The sequence below is a fragment of the Pseudomonas nitroreducens genome, from assembly GCF_024170165.1.
GTDB classification, from domain to species: domain Bacteria; phylum Pseudomonadota; class Gammaproteobacteria; order Pseudomonadales; family Pseudomonadaceae; genus Pseudomonas; species Pseudomonas nitroreducens_C.
This window is the reverse complement of sequence record NZ_JALJXP010000025.1, coordinates 1-16,066: the sequence shown is the minus strand read 5'-3', so window position 1 is coordinate 16,066 and position 16,066 is coordinate 1. Positions and strand designations below refer to the sequence as shown.

13 protein-coding genes and 1 tRNA gene are annotated in these 16,066 nt (G+C 59.8%); all 14 read right to left on the bottom strand.

Translation table 11 applies throughout. The annotated features are described in order from the left end of the window. Nucleotides 1–134 (bottom strand): GTP-binding protein (locus J2T47_RS29025; RefSeq protein WP_238996029.1); only part of this gene is annotated, 134 nt, incomplete at its 3' end. A 29-nt stretch (nt 135–163) separates the two neighbouring features. Then, nucleotides 164–2,299 carry an elongation factor G gene (gene fusA, locus J2T47_RS29020; RefSeq protein ID WP_192435059.1) on the bottom strand — a complete coding sequence of 712 codons (2,136 nt, stop codon included), beginning with the start codon at nt 2,297–2,299 and terminating at the stop codon, nt 164–166. Between the two features lie 30 nt (nt 2,300–2,329). Further along, nucleotides 2,330–2,800: a 30S ribosomal protein S7 gene (rpsG, locus tag J2T47_RS29015; protein WP_015475318.1), complete on the bottom strand. Its 471-nt coding sequence runs from the start codon at nt 2,798–2,800 to the stop codon at nt 2,330–2,332. An 85-nt stretch (nt 2,801–2,885) separates the two neighbouring features. Next, nucleotides 2,886–3,257 carry a 30S ribosomal protein S12 gene (gene rpsL, locus J2T47_RS29010; protein WP_015475317.1) on the bottom strand — a complete coding sequence of 124 codons (372 nt, stop codon included), beginning with the start codon at nt 3,255–3,257 and terminating at the stop codon, nt 2,886–2,888. Nucleotides 3,258–3,411: 154 nt separating this feature from the next. Further along, on the bottom strand, nt 3,412–7,611 hold the full coding sequence (rpoC, locus tag J2T47_RS29005) for a DNA-directed RNA polymerase subunit beta' (protein WP_054910990.1): 4,200 nt from the start codon (nt 7,609–7,611) through the stop codon (nt 3,412–3,414). Between the two features lie 66 nt (nt 7,612–7,677). Then, nucleotides 7,678–11,751 (bottom strand): DNA-directed RNA polymerase subunit beta, encoded by a 4,074-nt coding sequence (gene rpoB / locus J2T47_RS29000; protein ID WP_081520877.1) that lies wholly within the window; start codon nt 11,749–11,751, stop codon nt 7,678–7,680. A 223-nt stretch (nt 11,752–11,974) separates the two neighbouring features. Then, entirely contained in the window at nt 11,975–12,343 is a 369-nt protein-coding gene (rplL, locus tag J2T47_RS28995) for a 50S ribosomal protein L7/L12 (protein ID WP_017516430.1), read from the bottom strand. A 76-nt stretch (nt 12,344–12,419) separates the two neighbouring features. Next, entirely contained in the window at nt 12,420–12,920 is a 501-nt protein-coding gene (gene rplJ, locus J2T47_RS28990) for a 50S ribosomal protein L10 (RefSeq protein WP_017516429.1), read from the bottom strand. Nucleotides 12,921–13,122: 202 nt separating this feature from the next. Then, on the bottom strand, nt 13,123–13,818 hold the full coding sequence (gene rplA / locus J2T47_RS28985) for a 50S ribosomal protein L1 (protein ID WP_015475312.1): 696 nt from the start codon (nt 13,816–13,818) through the stop codon (nt 13,123–13,125). Then, nucleotides 13,818–14,249 (bottom strand): 50S ribosomal protein L11, encoded by a 432-nt coding sequence (rplK, locus tag J2T47_RS28980; RefSeq protein ID WP_253454221.1) that lies wholly within the window; start codon nt 14,247–14,249, stop codon nt 13,818–13,820. The genes rplA and rplK overlap by 1 nt, the downstream gene beginning before the upstream one ends. A 120-nt stretch (nt 14,250–14,369) precedes the next feature. Continuing rightward, the gene (nusG, locus tag J2T47_RS28975) at nt 14,370–14,903 is read right to left on the bottom strand and encodes a transcription termination/antitermination protein NusG (RefSeq protein ID WP_081520875.1); all 534 of its coding nucleotides are present in this window, start codon (nt 14,901–14,903) and stop codon (nt 14,370–14,372) included. 9 nt (nt 14,904–14,912) lie between these two features. Then, nucleotides 14,913–15,281, bottom strand: coding sequence for a preprotein translocase subunit SecE (gene secE, locus J2T47_RS28970; protein ID WP_045217345.1), 369 nt, complete (start codon nt 15,279–15,281; stop codon nt 14,913–14,915). A 44-nt stretch (nt 15,282–15,325) separates the two neighbouring features. Then, a tRNA-Trp gene (locus J2T47_RS28965) sits at nt 15,326–15,401 on the bottom strand. Nucleotides 15,402–15,454: 53 nt separating this feature from the next. Then, a partial coding sequence (locus tag J2T47_RS28960; RefSeq protein WP_253454218.1) for an EF-Tu/IF-2/RF-3 family GTPase occupies nt 15,455–16,066 on the bottom strand: 612 nt, incomplete at its 5' end.

The following is a 16,066-nucleotide window of genomic DNA, read 5'->3' as shown; positions in this document are numbered from 1 at the left end:
CGAGCGGAGCCGCCCCAGGTCTCGGAGCAGACCTTGGTCAGAGCAGCGGTCAGAGTGGTTTTGCCGTGGTCAACGTGACCGATGGTGCCGACGTTGACGTGCGGTTTGTTACGTTCAAATTTTTCTTTAGCCACGAGAGTAACCTCTTACTAAAAGAGCTGAATCAAGCTTGTTTTTTGGCCAGAGCTTCGACGACGTTCGCCGGAGCTTCAGCATACTTGGAGAATTCCATGGAGTAGCTAGCGCGACCCTGGGACATGGAACGCACGTCGGTTGCATAACCGAACATCTCGCCCAGCGGAACCTCGGCACGGATAACCTTACCGGAAACCGAGTCTTCCATCCCCTGAATCAGACCACGACGACGGTTCAGGTCACCCATCACGTCACCCATGTAGTCCTCAGGAGTCACCACTTCCACCTTCATGATCGGCTCCAGAACCTTGCCGCCGCCCTTCTGGGCCAGCTGCTTGGTCGCCATGGAAGCAGCGATCTTGAACGCCATCTCGTTGGAGTCGACGTCGTGGTAGGAACCATCGAAGACGGTCGCCTTCAGGCCGATCAGCGGATAGCCGGCGACAACGCCGTTCTTCATCTGCTCTTCGATGCCCTTCTGGATGGCCGGGATGTATTCCTTCGGAACCACACCGCCCACGACTTCGTTGGTGAAGACCAGGCCTTCAGTGATGTTGCCCTTGTCGTCCACGTCCGGAGTCGAGAAACGAATCCAGCAGTGACCGAACTGACCACGACCACCGGACTGACGAACGAACTTGCCTTCGATCTCGATGTTGTCCTTCGAGATGGTTTCGCGGTACGAAACCTGCGGCTTGCCGATGTTCGCCTCAACGCCGAATTCACGCTTCATGCGGTCGACGAGGATGTCCAGGTGCAGCTCACCCATACCGGAGATGATGGTCTGGCCGGTTTCTTCGTCGGTCTTGACGCGGAACGACGGGTCTTCCTGAGCCAGCTTGCCGAGGGCAATGCCCATCTTCTCCTGGTCAGCCTTGGTCTTCGGCTCAACAGCTACCGAGATTACCGGCTCCGGGAAGTCCATACGCTCGAGGATGATCGGCTTCTCGATGTCGCACAGGGTGTCACCGGTGGTGACGTCCTTCATGCCGATCAGAGCAGCGATGTCGCCAGCGCGTACTTCTTTGATCTCGTCACGCTGGTTCGCATGCATCTGCACCATACGACCAACGCGCTCTTTCTTGCCTTTCACGGAGTTGATAACCGAGTTACCGGACTCCAGAACGCCCGAGTAGACGCGAACGAAGGTCAGAGTACCTACGAACGGGTCGGTAGCGATCTTGAATGCCAGAGCCGAGAACGGAGCATTGTCGTCAGCCGGACGCTCGTCTTTCGGAGCATCGTCGCCGTCGTCAATGTGATCCGGGTGGATACCCTGGATCGCCGGAATCTCGGTCGGAGCAGGCAGGAAGTCGATGACGGCGTCGAGAACCAGGGGCACGCCCTTGTTCTTGAACGACGAGCCGCAGACAGCCGGTACGATTTCGCAGGCGATGGTACGCAGACGCAGGCCAGCCTTGATCTCTTCGATCGACAGCTCACCCTCTTCCAGGTACTTGTTCATCAGCTCTTCGTTGGCTTCGGCAGCAGCCTCGACCATGTTGTTGCGCCACTCGGTGGCCAGCTCGACCATATCGGCAGGAATTTCTTCCTCGCGATAGGAAGTGCCTTTGTCGTCTTCGTTCCAGTAGATGGCCTTCATCTTCAGCAGGTCAACCTGACCCTGGAAGTCATCTTCTGCACCGATGGCCAGCTGAACCGGAACCGGGGTGTGACCCAGGCGGTTCTTGATCTGACCGACGACGCGCAGGAAGTTGGCGCCGGCGCGGTCCATCTTGTTCACGTAAACGATACGCGGAACGCCGTACTTGTTGGCTTGACGCCATACGGTTTCGGACTGCGGCTCAACGCCGGAGGTGCCGCAGAACACAACGACAGCGCCGTCCAGTACGCGCAGGGAGCGCTCAACTTCAATGGTGAAGTCTACGTGGCCGGGGGTGTCGATGACGTTTACGCGGTACTTGTCGTACTGGCCGCGCGAACCTTCCCAGAAGGTGGTGATCGCAGCGGAGGTGATGGTAATACCACGCTCCTGCTCCTGCACCATCCAGTCGGTAGTGGCAGCGCCGTCATGCACCTCACCCATCTTGTGGCTGAGACCTGTGTAGAACAGGATCCGCTCGGTGGTGGTGGTCTTGCCCGCGTCAACGTGGGCACAGATACCAATGTTCCGGTAGCGGTTGATTGCTGTGTTACGAGCCATAAAGCCCTCGCAGAAGTAGTGTTGCCGTAATTAGAAGCGGTAGTGCGAGAACGCTTTGTTGGCCTCGGCCATACGGTGTACGTCTTCACGCTTCTTGACAGCGGCGCCTTTACCTTCAGCGGCGTCCATCAGTTCGCCAGCGAGACGCAGAGCCATGGACTTCTCGCCACGCTTGCGGGCGAAGTCCACCAGCCAGCGCATGGCCAGTGCATTACGACGGGACGGACGTACTTCGACCGGAACCTGGTAGGTAGCACCGCCGACACGGCGGGACTTCACTTCGACCAGCGGAGCGATGGCGTCGAGTGCTTTTTCGAAGAGTTCCAGGGGGTCGCCTTTACCGCGCTCTTTGACCTTGTCCAGAGCACCGTAAACGATACGCTCGGCAACGGCTTTCTTGCCGCTTTCCATCACGTGGTTCATGAACTTCGCCAGAATCTGGCTTCCGTATTTCGGATCGGCCAGGATCTCACGTTTGGCCGCTACACGACGTCTTGGCATTGATAAGCCCTCAAACGGTCTTCAGGTAATCCGGGACTCGATGCCCGACCTTACTCTTATCGACTCAGCAAATAGGAAAACAAAATTACTTCGGACGCTTCGCGCCGTACTTCGAACGACCCTGCTTACGGTCTTTAACGCCGGAGGTATCCAGCGAACCGCGCACGGTGTGGTAGCGAACACCCGGAAGGTCTTTTACACGACCGCCGCGGATCAGCACTACGCTGTGCTCTTGCAGGTTGTGGCCTTCACCGCCGATGTACGAGGAAACCTCGAAACCGTTGGTCAGACGAACACGGCACACTTTACGCAGTGCGGAGTTCGGCTTCTTCGGGGTGGTGGTGTATACGCGGGTGCATACGCCGCGACGCTGAGGGCAGTTCTGCAGGGCAGGAACGCCGCTCTTGTCTACCAGGCGCTTGCGCGGCTTGCGCACCAGCTGGTTGATAGTTGCCATCTATAGCTCCACTGATTGTCTTACGACACTTAAAAACGAAAATGGGCAGAGCATGCGCCCTGCCAATTTTCGGGGTACAAGATACTAAAGAGCTTACGGATTCCAGTCAAGACAAAGCCCCGGTTGTCAAGACAACCGGGGCTTCGTTTGAGGCTTAGTTACCGCTCAGGTTGAGCGCTTCGGCCAGTGCTGCTTCGGCCTCGCTCGCGCTCACACGCTGCGGTTTGCCGAGCTCGCGCTGACGCTTGCGCTCGCTGTGGTAAGCCAGACCGGTACCCGCCGGGATCAGACGACCCACGACCACGTTCTCCTTCAGGCCGCGCAGGAAGTCGCGCTTGCCGGTGACCGCCGCCTCGGTGAGGACGCGAGTGGTCTCCTGGAAGGATGCCGCCGAGATGAACGACTCGGTGGACAGCGAGGCCTTGGTGATACCCAGCAGAACGCGCTCGTACTTGGCCGGGAACTTGTCCTGGGTGCCCAGTACTTCGTTCTCTTCCAGCACGTGAACCAGTTCGACCTGGTCGCCCTTGATGAAGGACGAATCGCCCGACTCGGCCACTTCGACCTTGCGCAGCATCTGGCGCAGGATGGTCTCGATGTGCTTGTCGTTGATCTTCACGCCCTGCAGACGGTAAACGTCCTGGATCTCGTTGACGATGTACTTGGCCAGCGAGCTGACACCCAGCAGACGGAGGATGTCGTGCGGGTTGCTCGGGCCGTCGGAGATCACTTCACCACGACTTACCTGTTCACCTTCGAACACGTTCAGGTGACGCCACTTCGGAATCAGCTCCTCGTACGGATCGCTACCGTCGGTGGGAGTGATGACCAGGCGACGCTTGCCCTTGGTTTCCTTGCCGAAGGAGATGGTGCCGCTGATTTCCGCCAGGATCGAAGGCTCTTTCGGACGACGAGCTTCGAACAGGTCGGCAACGCGCGGCAGACCACCGGTGATGTCGCGGGTCTTCGAGGTTTCCTGCGGGATACGCGCGATAACGTCACCGATACGCACTTTCGCGCCATCGTTGAGGTTGACCAGGGCGTTCGCCGGCAGGAAGTACTGGGCCGGTACGTCGGTACCCGGCAGCAGCAGATCCTTGCCTGCGGCGTCGATCAGCTTCACGGCCGGACGAATGTCCTTGCCGGCAGCCGGACGATCCTTCGGATCCATCACTTCAATGTTGGTCAGACCGGTCAGTTCGTCGGTCTGGCGCTTGATGGTGATGCCCTCTTCCATGCCCACGAAGGCCACGGTGCCGTCCATCTCGGTGACGATCGGGTGGGTGTGCGGGTCCCACTTGGCGACGATGGCGCCCGGGTCGACCTTGTCACCTTCCTTCACGGAAATCACCGCACCGTACGGCAGCTTGTAGCGCTCGCGCTCACGACCGAAGTCGTCGGCTACCGCCAGCTCACCGGAACGGGAAACCGCTACCAGGGCGCCGTCGGCACGCTCTACGTGCTTCAGGTTGTGTAGGCGAATGGTGCCTCCGTTCTTGACCTGGACGTTGTCCACGGCAGAAGTACGGCTGGCCGCACCACCGATGTGGAAGGTACGCATGGTCAGCTGGGTACCCGGCTCACCGATCGACTGGGCAGCGATAACACCGACAGCCTCACCGATGTTCACGCGGTGACCACGGGCCAGATCGCGGCCGTAGCACATGGCGCAGATGCCGTGACGGGTTTCGCAGGTGATCGGCGAACGTACAACGACTTCGTCGACGCTCATCTGCTCGAGGAAATCGACCCACTTCTCGTCGATCAGGGTACCGGCTTCGACGATCACGTCGTCGCTGCCCGGCTTGAGCACGTCGCGAGCCATCACGCGGCCGAGCACACGCTCGCCCAGCGGCTCTACCACGTCGCCGCCTTCGATGTGCGGGGACATGAACAGGCCACGGTCGGTGCCGCAATCGATCTCGGTCACCACCAGGTCCTGGGCCACGTCGACGAGACGACGGGTCAGGTAACCGGAGTTCGCGGTCTTCAGTGCGGTATCCGCCAGACCCTTACGAGCACCGTGAGTGGAGATGAAGTACTGGAGTACGTTCAGGCCTTCACGGAAGTTCGCGGTGATCGGGGTCTCGATGATGGAGCCGTCCGGCTTGGCCATCAGGCCACGCATACCGGCCAGCTGACGGATCTGGGCCGCGGAACCCCGCGCACCGGAGTCCGCCATCATGTACATGGAGTTGAAGGACTCCTGGTCGACCTGCTTGCCTTCGCGATCGGTCACCTTCTCTTTCGAGAGGTTGGCCATCATCGCCTTGGAGACTTCGTCGTTGGCCTTGGACCAGAGGTCGATCACCTTGTTGTACTTCTCGCCCTGGGTTACCAGGCCGGAGGCGTACTGGCTCTCGATCTCCTTCACTTCCTCGGTGGCGGCATCGATGATGCGAGCCTTTTCGTCCGGGATGACGAAGTCGTTCACGCCGATCGACACACCGGAGATGGTCGAGTAGGCGAAGCCGGTGTACATCAGCTGGTCAGCGAAGATGACGGTGTCCTTCAGACCCACCACGCGGTAGCAGTGGTTGATCAGCTTGGAGATCGCCTTCTTCTTCATCGACTGGTTGACCACGTCGTACGGCAGACCTGCCGGTACAACCTGGAACAGCAGCGCACGGCCAACGGTGGAATCGACGATACGAGTGTTGGCGGTCAGGCTGCCGTCTTCGTTCTTGATCTTCTCGTTGATGCGCACTTTTACGCGGGCGTGCAGGGACACCTGGCCGCTGCGGTAGGCGCGGTCAACTTCCTGCAGGTCTGCAAAAGCCATGCCCTCGCCCTTCGCGTTGATCGCTTCACGGGTCATGTAGTACAGACCCATTACCACGTCCTGCGACGGAACGATGATCGGCTCGCCGTTGGCGGGCGACAGGATGTTGTTGGTCGACATCATCAGCGCGCGCGCTTCCAGCTGGGCCTCGAGGGTCAGCGGGACGTGCACGGCCATCTGGTCACCGTCGAAGTCGGCGTTGTACGCGGCGCAGACCAGCGGGTGCAGCTGGATGGCTTTACCTTCGATCAGTACCGGTTCGAACGCCTGGATGCCCAGACGGTGCAGGGTCGGCGCACGGTTCAGCAGTACGGGGTGTTCGCGGATGACTTCGGCGAGAACGTCCCACACTTCCGGCAGCTCGCGCTCGACCATCTTCTTGGCAGCCTTGATGGTGGTGGCCATGCCACGACCTTCCAGCTTGCCGAAGATGAACGGCTTGAACAGCTCCAGGGCCATCTTCTTCGGCAGACCGCACTGATGCAGACGCAGGGTCGGACCTACGGTAATTACCGAACGGCCGGAGTAGTCCACGCGCTTGCCGAGCAGGTTCTGACGGAAGCGACCCTGCTTGCCCTTGATCATGTCGGCCAGGGACTTCAGCGGGCGCTTGTTCGAGCCAGTGATGGCACGGCCGCGACGGCCGTTGTCCAGCAGGGCGTCGACGGCTTCCTGCAGCATGCGCTTTTCGTTGCGCACGATGATGTCCGGAGCGGCCAGGTCGAGCAGGCGCTTCAGACGGTTGTTACGGTTGATCACGCGGCGATACAGATCGTTCAGATCCGAAGTCGCGAAGCGGCCGCCATCCAGCGGAACCAGCGGACGCAGGTCCGGCGGCAGCACCGGCAGGACGGTCAGCACCATCCACTCGGGATGGTTGCCGGAGCCCTGGAAGGCTTCCATCAGCTTCAGGCGCTTGGACAGCTTCTTGATCTTGGTTTCCGAGTTGGTCTGCGGAATCTCTTCGCGCAGGCGGCCAATCTCGTGCTCCAGATCGATAGCGTTGAGCAGCTCGCGAACGGCTTCCGCACCCATGCGGGCGTCGAAGTCGTCACCGAACTCTTCGAGGGCTTCGAAGTACTGCTCGTCGTTCAGCAGCTGACCCTTCTCGAGGGTGGTCATGCCCGGATCGATCACCACGTAGCTCTCGAAGTAGAGCACGCGCTCGATGTCACGCAGGGTCATGTCCAGCAGCAGGCCGATACGGGACGGCAGGGACTTCAGGAACCAGATGTGGGCGACCGGCGAGGCCAGTTCGATGTGGCCCATGCGCTCACGGCGCACCTTGGCCAGCGCGACTTCCACGCCGCACTTCTCGCAGATCACACCGCGGTGCTTCAGGCGCTTGTACTTACCGCACAGGCACTCGTAGTCCTTCACCGGGCCAAAGATCTTGGCGCAGAACAGGCCATCGCGCTCCGGCTTGAAGGTACGGTAGTTGATGGTCTCCGGCTTCTTGACTTCGCCGAAGGACCAGGAACGAATCATCTCGGGCGAGGCCAGGCCAATACGGATGGCATCGAACTCTTCGATCTGACCCTGGTTTTTCAACAGATTAAGCAAGTCTTTCAAGGCCTTTCCTCCTCACGGACCCGGTGCGACCGGCCTTGACCAGCCGCACCGTTCTGACGTCACGTGTTATTCGGTTTCCAGTTCGATATCGATGCCGAGCGAGCGGATCTCTTTGATCAACACGTTGAAGGACTCGGGCATGCCGGCCTCCATGCGGTGATCCCCGTCCACGATGTTCTTGTACATCTTGGTACGGCCGTTCACGTCGTCCGACTTCACGGTCAGCATTTCCTGCAGGGTGTAGGCGGCACCGTAGGCTTCCAGCGCCCAGACCTCCATCTCCCCGAAACGCTGGCCACCGAACTGCGCCTTACCACCCAGCGGCTGCTGGGTAACCAGGCTGTAGGAGCCGGTGGAACGTGCGTGCATCTTGTCATCGACCAGGTGGTTCAGCTTGAGCATGTACATGTAACCAACGGTGGTCGTACGCTCGAACTGGTTGCCGGTGCGGCCGTCATACAGACGCATCTGACCGCTCTCCGGCAGATCGGCCAGCTTCAGCATGGCCTTGATCTCGCGCTCCTTGGCACCGTCGAACACCGGGGTAGCCATGGGCACGCCGCCCTTGAGGTTGTTGGCCAGAGCGAGGATCTCGTTATCGTTCAGCTCGTCCAGGCTTTCCTGGCGGCCGCCGATCTCGTTGTAGATCTCGTTCAGGAACACACGCAGCTCGGCGATCTTGCGCTGCTCTTCGAGCATGCGGTTGATCTTCTCGCCCAGGCCCTTGGCCGCGAGGCCCAGGTGGGTTTCGAGGATCTGACCGACGTTCATGCGCGACGGTACGCCCAGCGGGTTCAGAACGATGTCGACCGGAGTGCCATGCACGTCGTGCGGCATGTCTTCGACCGGCATGATCACCGAGACCACACCCTTGTTACCGTGGCGGCCCGCCATCTTGTCGCCCGGCTGGATGCGGCGCTTGATAGCGAGGTAGACCTTGACGATCTTCAGTACGCCCGGAGCCAGGTCGTCGCCCTGCTGCAGCTTGCGCTTCTTGTCTTCGAACTTGTCGTCGAGCATCTGACGGCGGTCGCTGATGTAGGCCTGGGCCTTCTCCAGCTGCTCGTTCAGAGCATCTTCCGCCATGCGCAGCTTGAACCACTGGCCGCGCTCGAGGCCGTCCAGGTACTCGTCGGTGATCTCTGCGCCTTTCTTCAGGGCAGGACCGCCGTCGGCCTTGGCGCCAACCAGAGCGGAACGCAGACGCTCGAAGGTTGCGCCTTCGACGATGCGGAACTCTTCGTTCAGGTCCTTGCGGATCTCGTCCAGCTGCATCTTCTCGATGGACAGGGCACGGCTGTCGCGCTCTACGCCATCGCGGGTGAAGACCTGTACGTCGATCACGGTACCCTTGGTGCCGGTCGGCACACGCAGGGAAGTGTCCTTCACGTCGGACGCCTTCTCACCGAAGATCGCGCGCAGCAGCTTCTCTTCCGGAGTCAACTGGGTCTCGCCTTTCGGGGTGACCTTGCCGACCAGGATGTCGCCCGCCTGTACTTCGGCGCCGACGTAGACGATGCCGGCCTCGTCCAGCTTGTTCAGCGCAGCCTCACCCACGTTCGGGATGTCCGCGGTGATTTCTTCTGGGCCGAGCTTGGTGTCACGGGCAACGCAGGTCAGTTCCTGGATGTGGATCGTGGTGAAACGATCTTCCTGGACTACGCGCTCGGACAGGCAGATGGAGTCTTCGAAGTTGAAGCCGTTCCAGGGCATGAACGCTACGCGCATATTCTGACCCAGAGCCAGTTCACCCATGTCGGTGGACGGGCCGTCGGCCAGGATGTCGCTGCGCGAAACCTGGTCACCCTTCTGCACCAGCGGACGCTGGTTGATGCAGGTGTTCTGGTTGGAACGGGTGTATTTGGTCAGGTTGTAGATGTCGACACCGGCTTCGCCAGTTTCGACTTCGTCGTCGTTCACACGAACCACGATACGGCTGGCATCGACGGAGTCGATCACGCCACCACGACGGGCAACCACGCAGACACCGGAGTCACGGGCGACGTTGCGCTCCATGCCGGTACCTACCAGCGGCTTGTCGGCGCGCAGGGTCGGTACAGCCTGACGCTGCATGTTCGAACCCATGAGTGCACGGTTGGCGTCGTCGTGCTCGAGGAACGGAATCAGCGAGGCAGCGACGGAAACGACCTGCTTCGGCGACACGTCCATGAGGGTGACGTCTTCCGGCGCCTTCACGGTGAATTCGTTCAGGTGACGTACGGCTACCAGCTCGTCGATCAGCTCACCCTTTTCGTTCAGGGTTGCCGAAGCCTGGGCGATCACGTGATCGGCTTCTTCGATCGCGGACAGGAAGACGATGTCGTCGCTGACCAGACCTTCCTTCACCACGCGGTACGGGCTTTCGAGGAAGCCGTACTTGTTGGTGCGGGCGTAGGTGGCCAGGGAGTTGATCAGACCGATGTTCGGACCTTCAGGGGTTTCGATCGGGCACACGCGACCGTAGTGGGTCGGGTGTACGTCACGAACCTCGAAGCCCGCGCGCTCACGGGTCAGACCGCCCGGGCCGAGTGCGGAGACACGGCGCTTGTGGGTGATCTCGGAGAGCGGGTTGTTCTGGTCCATGAACTGCGACAGCTGGCTGGAACCGAAGAACTCCTTGATCGCGGCAGCCACCGGCTTGGCGTTGATCAGGTCCTGCGGCATCAGGCCTTCGCTTTCGGCCATCGACAGACGTTCCTTGACCGCGCGCTCTACGCGCACCAGGCCAACACGGAACTGGTTCTCGGCCATCTCGCCAACGCAACGGACGCGACGGTTACCCAGGTGGTCGATGTCGTCGACGATGCCTTTGCCGTTACGGATGGCAACGAGGGTCTTGAGGACCTCGACGATGTCTTCCTTGCTCAGGACGCCGGCGCCTTCGATCTCGGTACGACCGATACGACGGTTGAACTTCATGCGACCAACGGCGGACAGGTCGTAACGCTCGGCGCTGAAGAACAGGTTGCCGAACAGGGTCTCGGCAGCTTCCTTGGTCGGCGGCTCACCGGGACGCATCATGCGATAGATCTCGACCAGCGCTTCCAGTTGGTTGCTGGTGGAGTCGATCTTCAGCGTGTCGGAGATGAACGGACCGCAGTCGATGTCGTTGGTGTACAGGGTTTCCAGGCGGGCAACCTGGGCCTTGGCGATCTTGGCCAGGGCATCGACGGTCAGCTCGGTGTTGCACTCGGCGATGATCTCGCCGGTAGCCGGGTGCACGACAGCCTTGGCCACGGTACGGCCAATCAGGTAGTCGAACGGCACTTCCAGCTGGCTGATGCCGGCCTTCTCGAGCTGGTTGATGTGGCGCGCGGTGATACGACGGCCCGCTTCAACGATGACCTTGCCGGCAGCATCCTTGATGTCGAAGCTGGCGATCTCGCCACGCAGACGCGACGGCACCAACTCCAGATTCAGGGTCTCGCCCTTGATCTCGTAGACGTTGGTGTCATAGAACGCGTTGAGGATTTCCTCGGTGCTGTAGTTCAGCGCGCGCAGCAGTACCGATGCCGGCAGCTTGCGGCGACGGTCGATACGAACGAACACGCAGTCCTTCGGGTCGAACTCGAAGTCGAGCCAGGAACCGCGGTAAGGAATGATGCGAGCGGAGTACAGCAGCTTGCCGGAGCTGTGGGTCTTGCCACGGTCATGGTCGAAGAACACACCCGGGGAGCGGTGCAGCTGGGAAACGATGACGCGCTCGGTACCGTTGATGATGAAGGTACCGTTCTCGGTCATCAGGGGGATTTCCCCCATGTAGACTTCTTGTTCCTTGATGTCCTTGATCGCTTTGTTCGACGATTCCTTGTCGAAAATGATCAGGCGCACTTTCACACGCAGCGGGACCGCGAAGGTCACACCGCGCAGCACGCATTCCTTGACATCAAAGGCCGGCTCGCCCAGACGGTAGCCGACGTATTCCAGGGCAGCATTGCCGGAATAGCTGATAATCGGGAAAACGGACTTGAAGGCCGCATGCAGGCCGATGTCTCGAACCTGGTCCTTGCTCGCGCCGGCCTGCAGGAATTCGCGATAGGAATCCAGCTGGATGGCCAGCAAATACGGCACATCCATGACGTCCGGCAACTTGCTAAAGTCCTTGCGGATACGTTTTTTCTCAGTGTATGAGTAAGCCATCAGCGTTCCCCAGCTTGGTCACCTGCTTGTTTGGCCTCTCCCGCACAGGGGAGCAGCCCAAAAATCGTGCAAACCCTAGGTTTGCGCCGCCACTCGTGGCGGGATTTTCACGTTATGGGGGGCACCTACGGCACCCCACCCATAACGGAAAAAGGCCGGTGGCAATCGCCACCAGCCATCAGCCTGTCGCTTAACGCTCGGGCTGTCGACGCAAGGTACGAACTTACTTGAGCTCGACCTTGGCGCCTGCTTCTTCCAGGGCTTTCTTGGCAGCTTCGGCTTCTTCTTTCGAAGCGCCTTCCTTGACCACGCCCGGGGCGCCGTCAACGACAGCCTTGGCTTCTTTCAGGCCCAGACCGGTCAGTTCACGAACGACCTTGATCACGTTCACTTTCTTGTCGCCAGCTTCGGCCAGGACGATGGTGAACTCGGTTTGCTCTTCAGCAGCGGCAGCAGCCGGGCCAGCAGCGGCAACGGTGGCGGCAGCAGCGGTAACGCCGAACTTCTCTTCCATCGCCTTGATCAGTTCAACGATCTGCATGACGGACATTTCGGATACGGCGGAGATGATGTCTTCGTTGGTCAGAGCCATGACTCTAATTCCTGTATTGGGTGACGGCCTAAGGCCATCGAATTAAACAAAAAAGGTTGAAAGAGGACGCCGAGCCTTAGGCTGCGGTAGCTTCTTTCTGATCGCGAATTGCCGCCAGAGTACGAGCCAGCTTGCTGGTAGCGCCTTGAATCACGCTCATCAGCTGTGCAACAGCTTCGTTGTAGGTCGGCAGGGTCGCCAGCACGTCGATCTGATTGGCTGCGAGGAACTGACCCTCGAACGCGGCCGCCTTGATCTCGAACTTGTCCTGACCCTTGGCAAACTCCTTGAAGATACGAGCGGCAGCGCCCGGATGTTCGTTGGAGAAAGCAATCAGGGTCGGGCCCTTGAACGTGTCGTTGAGCACTTCAAACTGAGTGCCTTCAACGGCGCGCTTGAGCAGGGTGTTACGTACGACTTTCACGTACACACCAGCTGCGCGGGCCTCTTTACGGAGTCCGGTCATAGCGCCGACAGTCACGCCGCGTGCATCAACCACGACAGCGGACAGACCGGCTTTGGCAGCCTCGTTGACTTCAGCGACGATGGCCTTCTTGTCTTCGAGTTTAATTGCCACGGGTTTACTCCTGGATGTTACCGATTCGTCCAGCCGGAGCCGGACGGCGTTTTGGTGTCTGATTCGGTAAACGAATCGGGAGCACCATCTGCGTAGGCTTGAGGTTTAAGGCTTGCGCCGCCTACGGTCTTGGATAGCCCCCGCCAGGCAGGGACCCCAATACCTGCGAGCAGTGGGCGAACCCACTGCTCGACTTAGTTCATCAGCCTTCCAGCGAAGCCTGATCGATCTGCAGACCCGGGCCCATGGTGGTGCTCAGGGTAACGCGCTGAACGTACACGCCCTTCGAAGAGGACGGCTTCAGACGCTTCAGATCGCTCAGCAGCGCTTCCACGTTCTGCTTCAGCTTGACCGGCTCGAAGTCGATCTTGCCAACAGAGGCGTGGATGATGCCGTTCTTGTCGGTACGGAAACGTACCTGACCGGCCTTGGCGTTCTTGACGGCGGTAGCGACGTCCGGGGTCACGGTGCCGACCTTCGGGTTCGGCATCAGACCGCGCGGGCCCAGTACCTGGCCCAGCTGGCCAACAACACGCATGGCGTCCGGGGAAGCGATGACGACGTCGTAGTTCAGGTCGCCGGCTTTCATTTCGGCAGCCAGCTCGTCCATGCCAACCTTGTCTGCACCAGCAGCCAGGGCAGCTTCAACACCAGGACCCTGGGTGAAGACGGCAACGCGTACGGATTTGCCGGTACCGTTCGGCAGAACGGTGGCGCCACGTACGACCTGGTCGGATTTACGCGGATCAACGCCCAGATTGATGGCGATGTCCACGGACTCCTTGAACTTGATGGTCGACAGCTCGGCCAGCAGCTTGGCGGCATCTTCGAAGCCGTATTGCTTACCTGCTTCGATCTTCTCGGCGATAGCCTTTTGACGCTTGGTCAGCTTAGCCATTACACACCCTCCACGTTCAGGCCCATGCTGCGCGCGGAGCCAGCGATGGTGCGTACGGCAGCGTCCATGTCAGCAGCGGTCAGGTCAGCCTGCTTCGCCTTGGCGATCTCTTCCAGCTGAGCACGGGTAACAGTGCCGACTTTCTGAGAGTTAGGACGAGCGGAACCGCTGGTGATGCCAGCTGCTTTTTTCAGCAGGACGGCAGCCGGGGTGCTCTTGGTTTCGAAGGTGAAGCTACGGTCGCTGTAAACAGTGATGATCACAGGAGTCGGCAGACCCGGCTCTTGGCCTTGGGTCTTGGCGTTGAACGCCTTGCAGAATTCCATGATGTTCACGCCGTGCTGACCCAGAGCGGGGCCTACGGGCGGCGACGGGTTGGCCTGGCCGGCCTTAACTTGCAGCTTGATGTAAGCCGTGATTTTCTTAGCCATTTGCTACTCCAAATGCGGGTCAAGCGCCCTTTCGGGCTCCCCGGTTGCTTTCGCGTTTCATCCCAAGGACGACAAAACCCCGCAGCCTAGGGCTGCGGGGTGCGGGATTCATTATGCCAGTTAAACTTTCTCTACCTGGCTGAACTCCAGCTCTACCGGAGTAGAGCGACCGAAAATGAGCACAGCGACCTGGATGCGGCTCTTTTCGTAGTTAACTTCTTCGACGACGCCGTTGAAGTCAGCGAACGGACCATCGATGACGCGAACGGTCTCGCCCGGCTCGAACAGGGTCTTCGGCTTGGGCTTGTCGCCGCTATCAGCGACACGACGCAGGATGGCATCAGCCTCTTTATCGGTGATCGGCGCCGGCTTGTCGGCAGTACCACCAATGAAGCCCATGACGCGAGGAGTATCCTTGACCAGGTGCCAAGTACCCTCGTTCATATCCATCTGCACCAGGACATAACCCGGGAAGAATTTGCGCTCACTCTTGCGCTTCTGGCCGTTCCGCATCTCCACGACTTCTTCAGTGGGGACCAGAATCTCACCAAACCCGTCTTCCATGCCGGCCAGTTTGACCCGCTCGATCAGCGAGCGCATGACATGCTTCTCGTAACCCGAGTAGGCATGCACAACGTACCAACGCTTAGCCACGGAACACCCTTAACCTACGATCATGGAAACCAGCCAACCCAGCAGGGAGTCGAGCCCCCAAAGCACCAGCGCCATTACCAGCACTACTGCCACTACGATCAGCGTGGTCTGAGTTGTCTCTTGACGAGACGGCCATACAACCTTGCGAATCTCGGCGCGAGCTTCTTTAGCCAACGTAAAGAATGCACGCCCCTTGACGGTCTGCAGCGAGACGAAGCCAGCAACAGCCGCCATCACGAGGATACCGAGAACGCGATAGAAGATCGGTTGCGCGGAGTAATACTGGTTGGCAACCACAGCCACCACCACCAGCACTGCAACCACAAGCCACTTCAAGAGATCAAGACGCGACTCTTTGGCTTCTACCTTCGCATTCATCTGCTAGGAATCCCGTTTAAAGAAGTGCCAGATCTTGAGAAATCTGGCAGGCCAGGAGGGAATCGAACCCCCAACCTGCGGTTTTGGAGACCGCCGCTCTGCCAATTGAGCTACTGGCCTAGAACAAAGTCAGGCCGACCATTATGCCGGCCTGAGAGGGAAAGATCAATCGATTATTCGATGATCTTGGCAACCACGCCGGCGCCAACGGTACGACCGCCTTCGCGAATCGCGAAGCGCAGGCCATCTTCCATGGCGATCGGAGCGATCAGGGTGACAACCATTTTCACGTTGTCGCCCGGCATTACCATCTCAACGCCTTCCGGCAGTTCGCAGTTGCCGGTTACGTCGGTGGTACGGAAGTAGAACTGCGGACGGTAGCCTTTGAAGAACGGGGTGTGACGACCACCTTCTTCTTTGGACAGCACGTACACTTCGCACTCGAACTTGGTGTGCGGCTTGATCGTGCCCGGCTTGGCCAGAACCTGGCCACGCTCTACGTCTTCACGCTTGGTGCCACGCAGCAGGACGCCGACGTTCTCACCAGCACGACCTTCGTCGAGCAGCTTGCGGAACATTTCAACGCCGGTGCAGGTAGTCTTGGTGGTCGCCTTGATGCCGACAATTTCCACTTCTTCCTGGATCTTGACGATGCCACGCTCAACACGGCCAGTTACCACGGTGCCACGGCCGGAGATCGAGAATACGTCTTCGATCGGCATCAGGAACGGCTTGTCGATGGCGCGCTCGGGCTCGGGGATGTACGAGTCCAGGGTTTCTACCAG

What these genes read in the sequence shown, in the direction of transcription:
- fusA (WP_192435059.1), bottom strand. Translation starts at nt 2,299, where the DNA reads ATGGCTCGTAACACAGCAATCAACCGCTACCGGAACATTGGTATCTGT.
- rpsG (WP_015475318.1), bottom strand. Translation starts at nt 2,800, where the DNA reads ATGCCAAGACGTCGTGTAGCGGCCAAACGTGAGATCCTGGCCGATCCG.
- rpsL (WP_015475317.1), bottom strand. Translation starts at nt 3,257, where the DNA reads ATGGCAACTATCAACCAGCTGGTGCGCAAGCCGCGCAAGCGCCTGGTA.
- rpoB (WP_081520877.1), bottom strand. Translation starts at nt 11,751, where the DNA reads ATGGCTTACTCATACACTGAGAAAAAACGTATCCGCAAGGACTTTAGC.
- rplL (WP_017516430.1), bottom strand. Translation starts at nt 12,343, where the DNA reads ATGGCTCTGACCAACGAAGACATCATCTCCGCCGTATCCGAAATGTCC.
- rplA (WP_015475312.1), bottom strand. Translation starts at nt 13,818, where the DNA reads ATGGCTAAGCTGACCAAGCGTCAAAAGGCTATCGCCGAGAAGATCGAA.
- rplK (WP_253454221.1), bottom strand. Translation starts at nt 14,249, where the DNA reads ATGGCTAAGAAAATCACGGCTTACATCAAGCTGCAAGTTAAGGCCGGC.
- secE (WP_045217345.1), bottom strand. Translation starts at nt 15,281, where the DNA reads ATGAATGCGAAGGTAGAAGCCAAAGAGTCGCGTCTTGATCTCTTGAAG.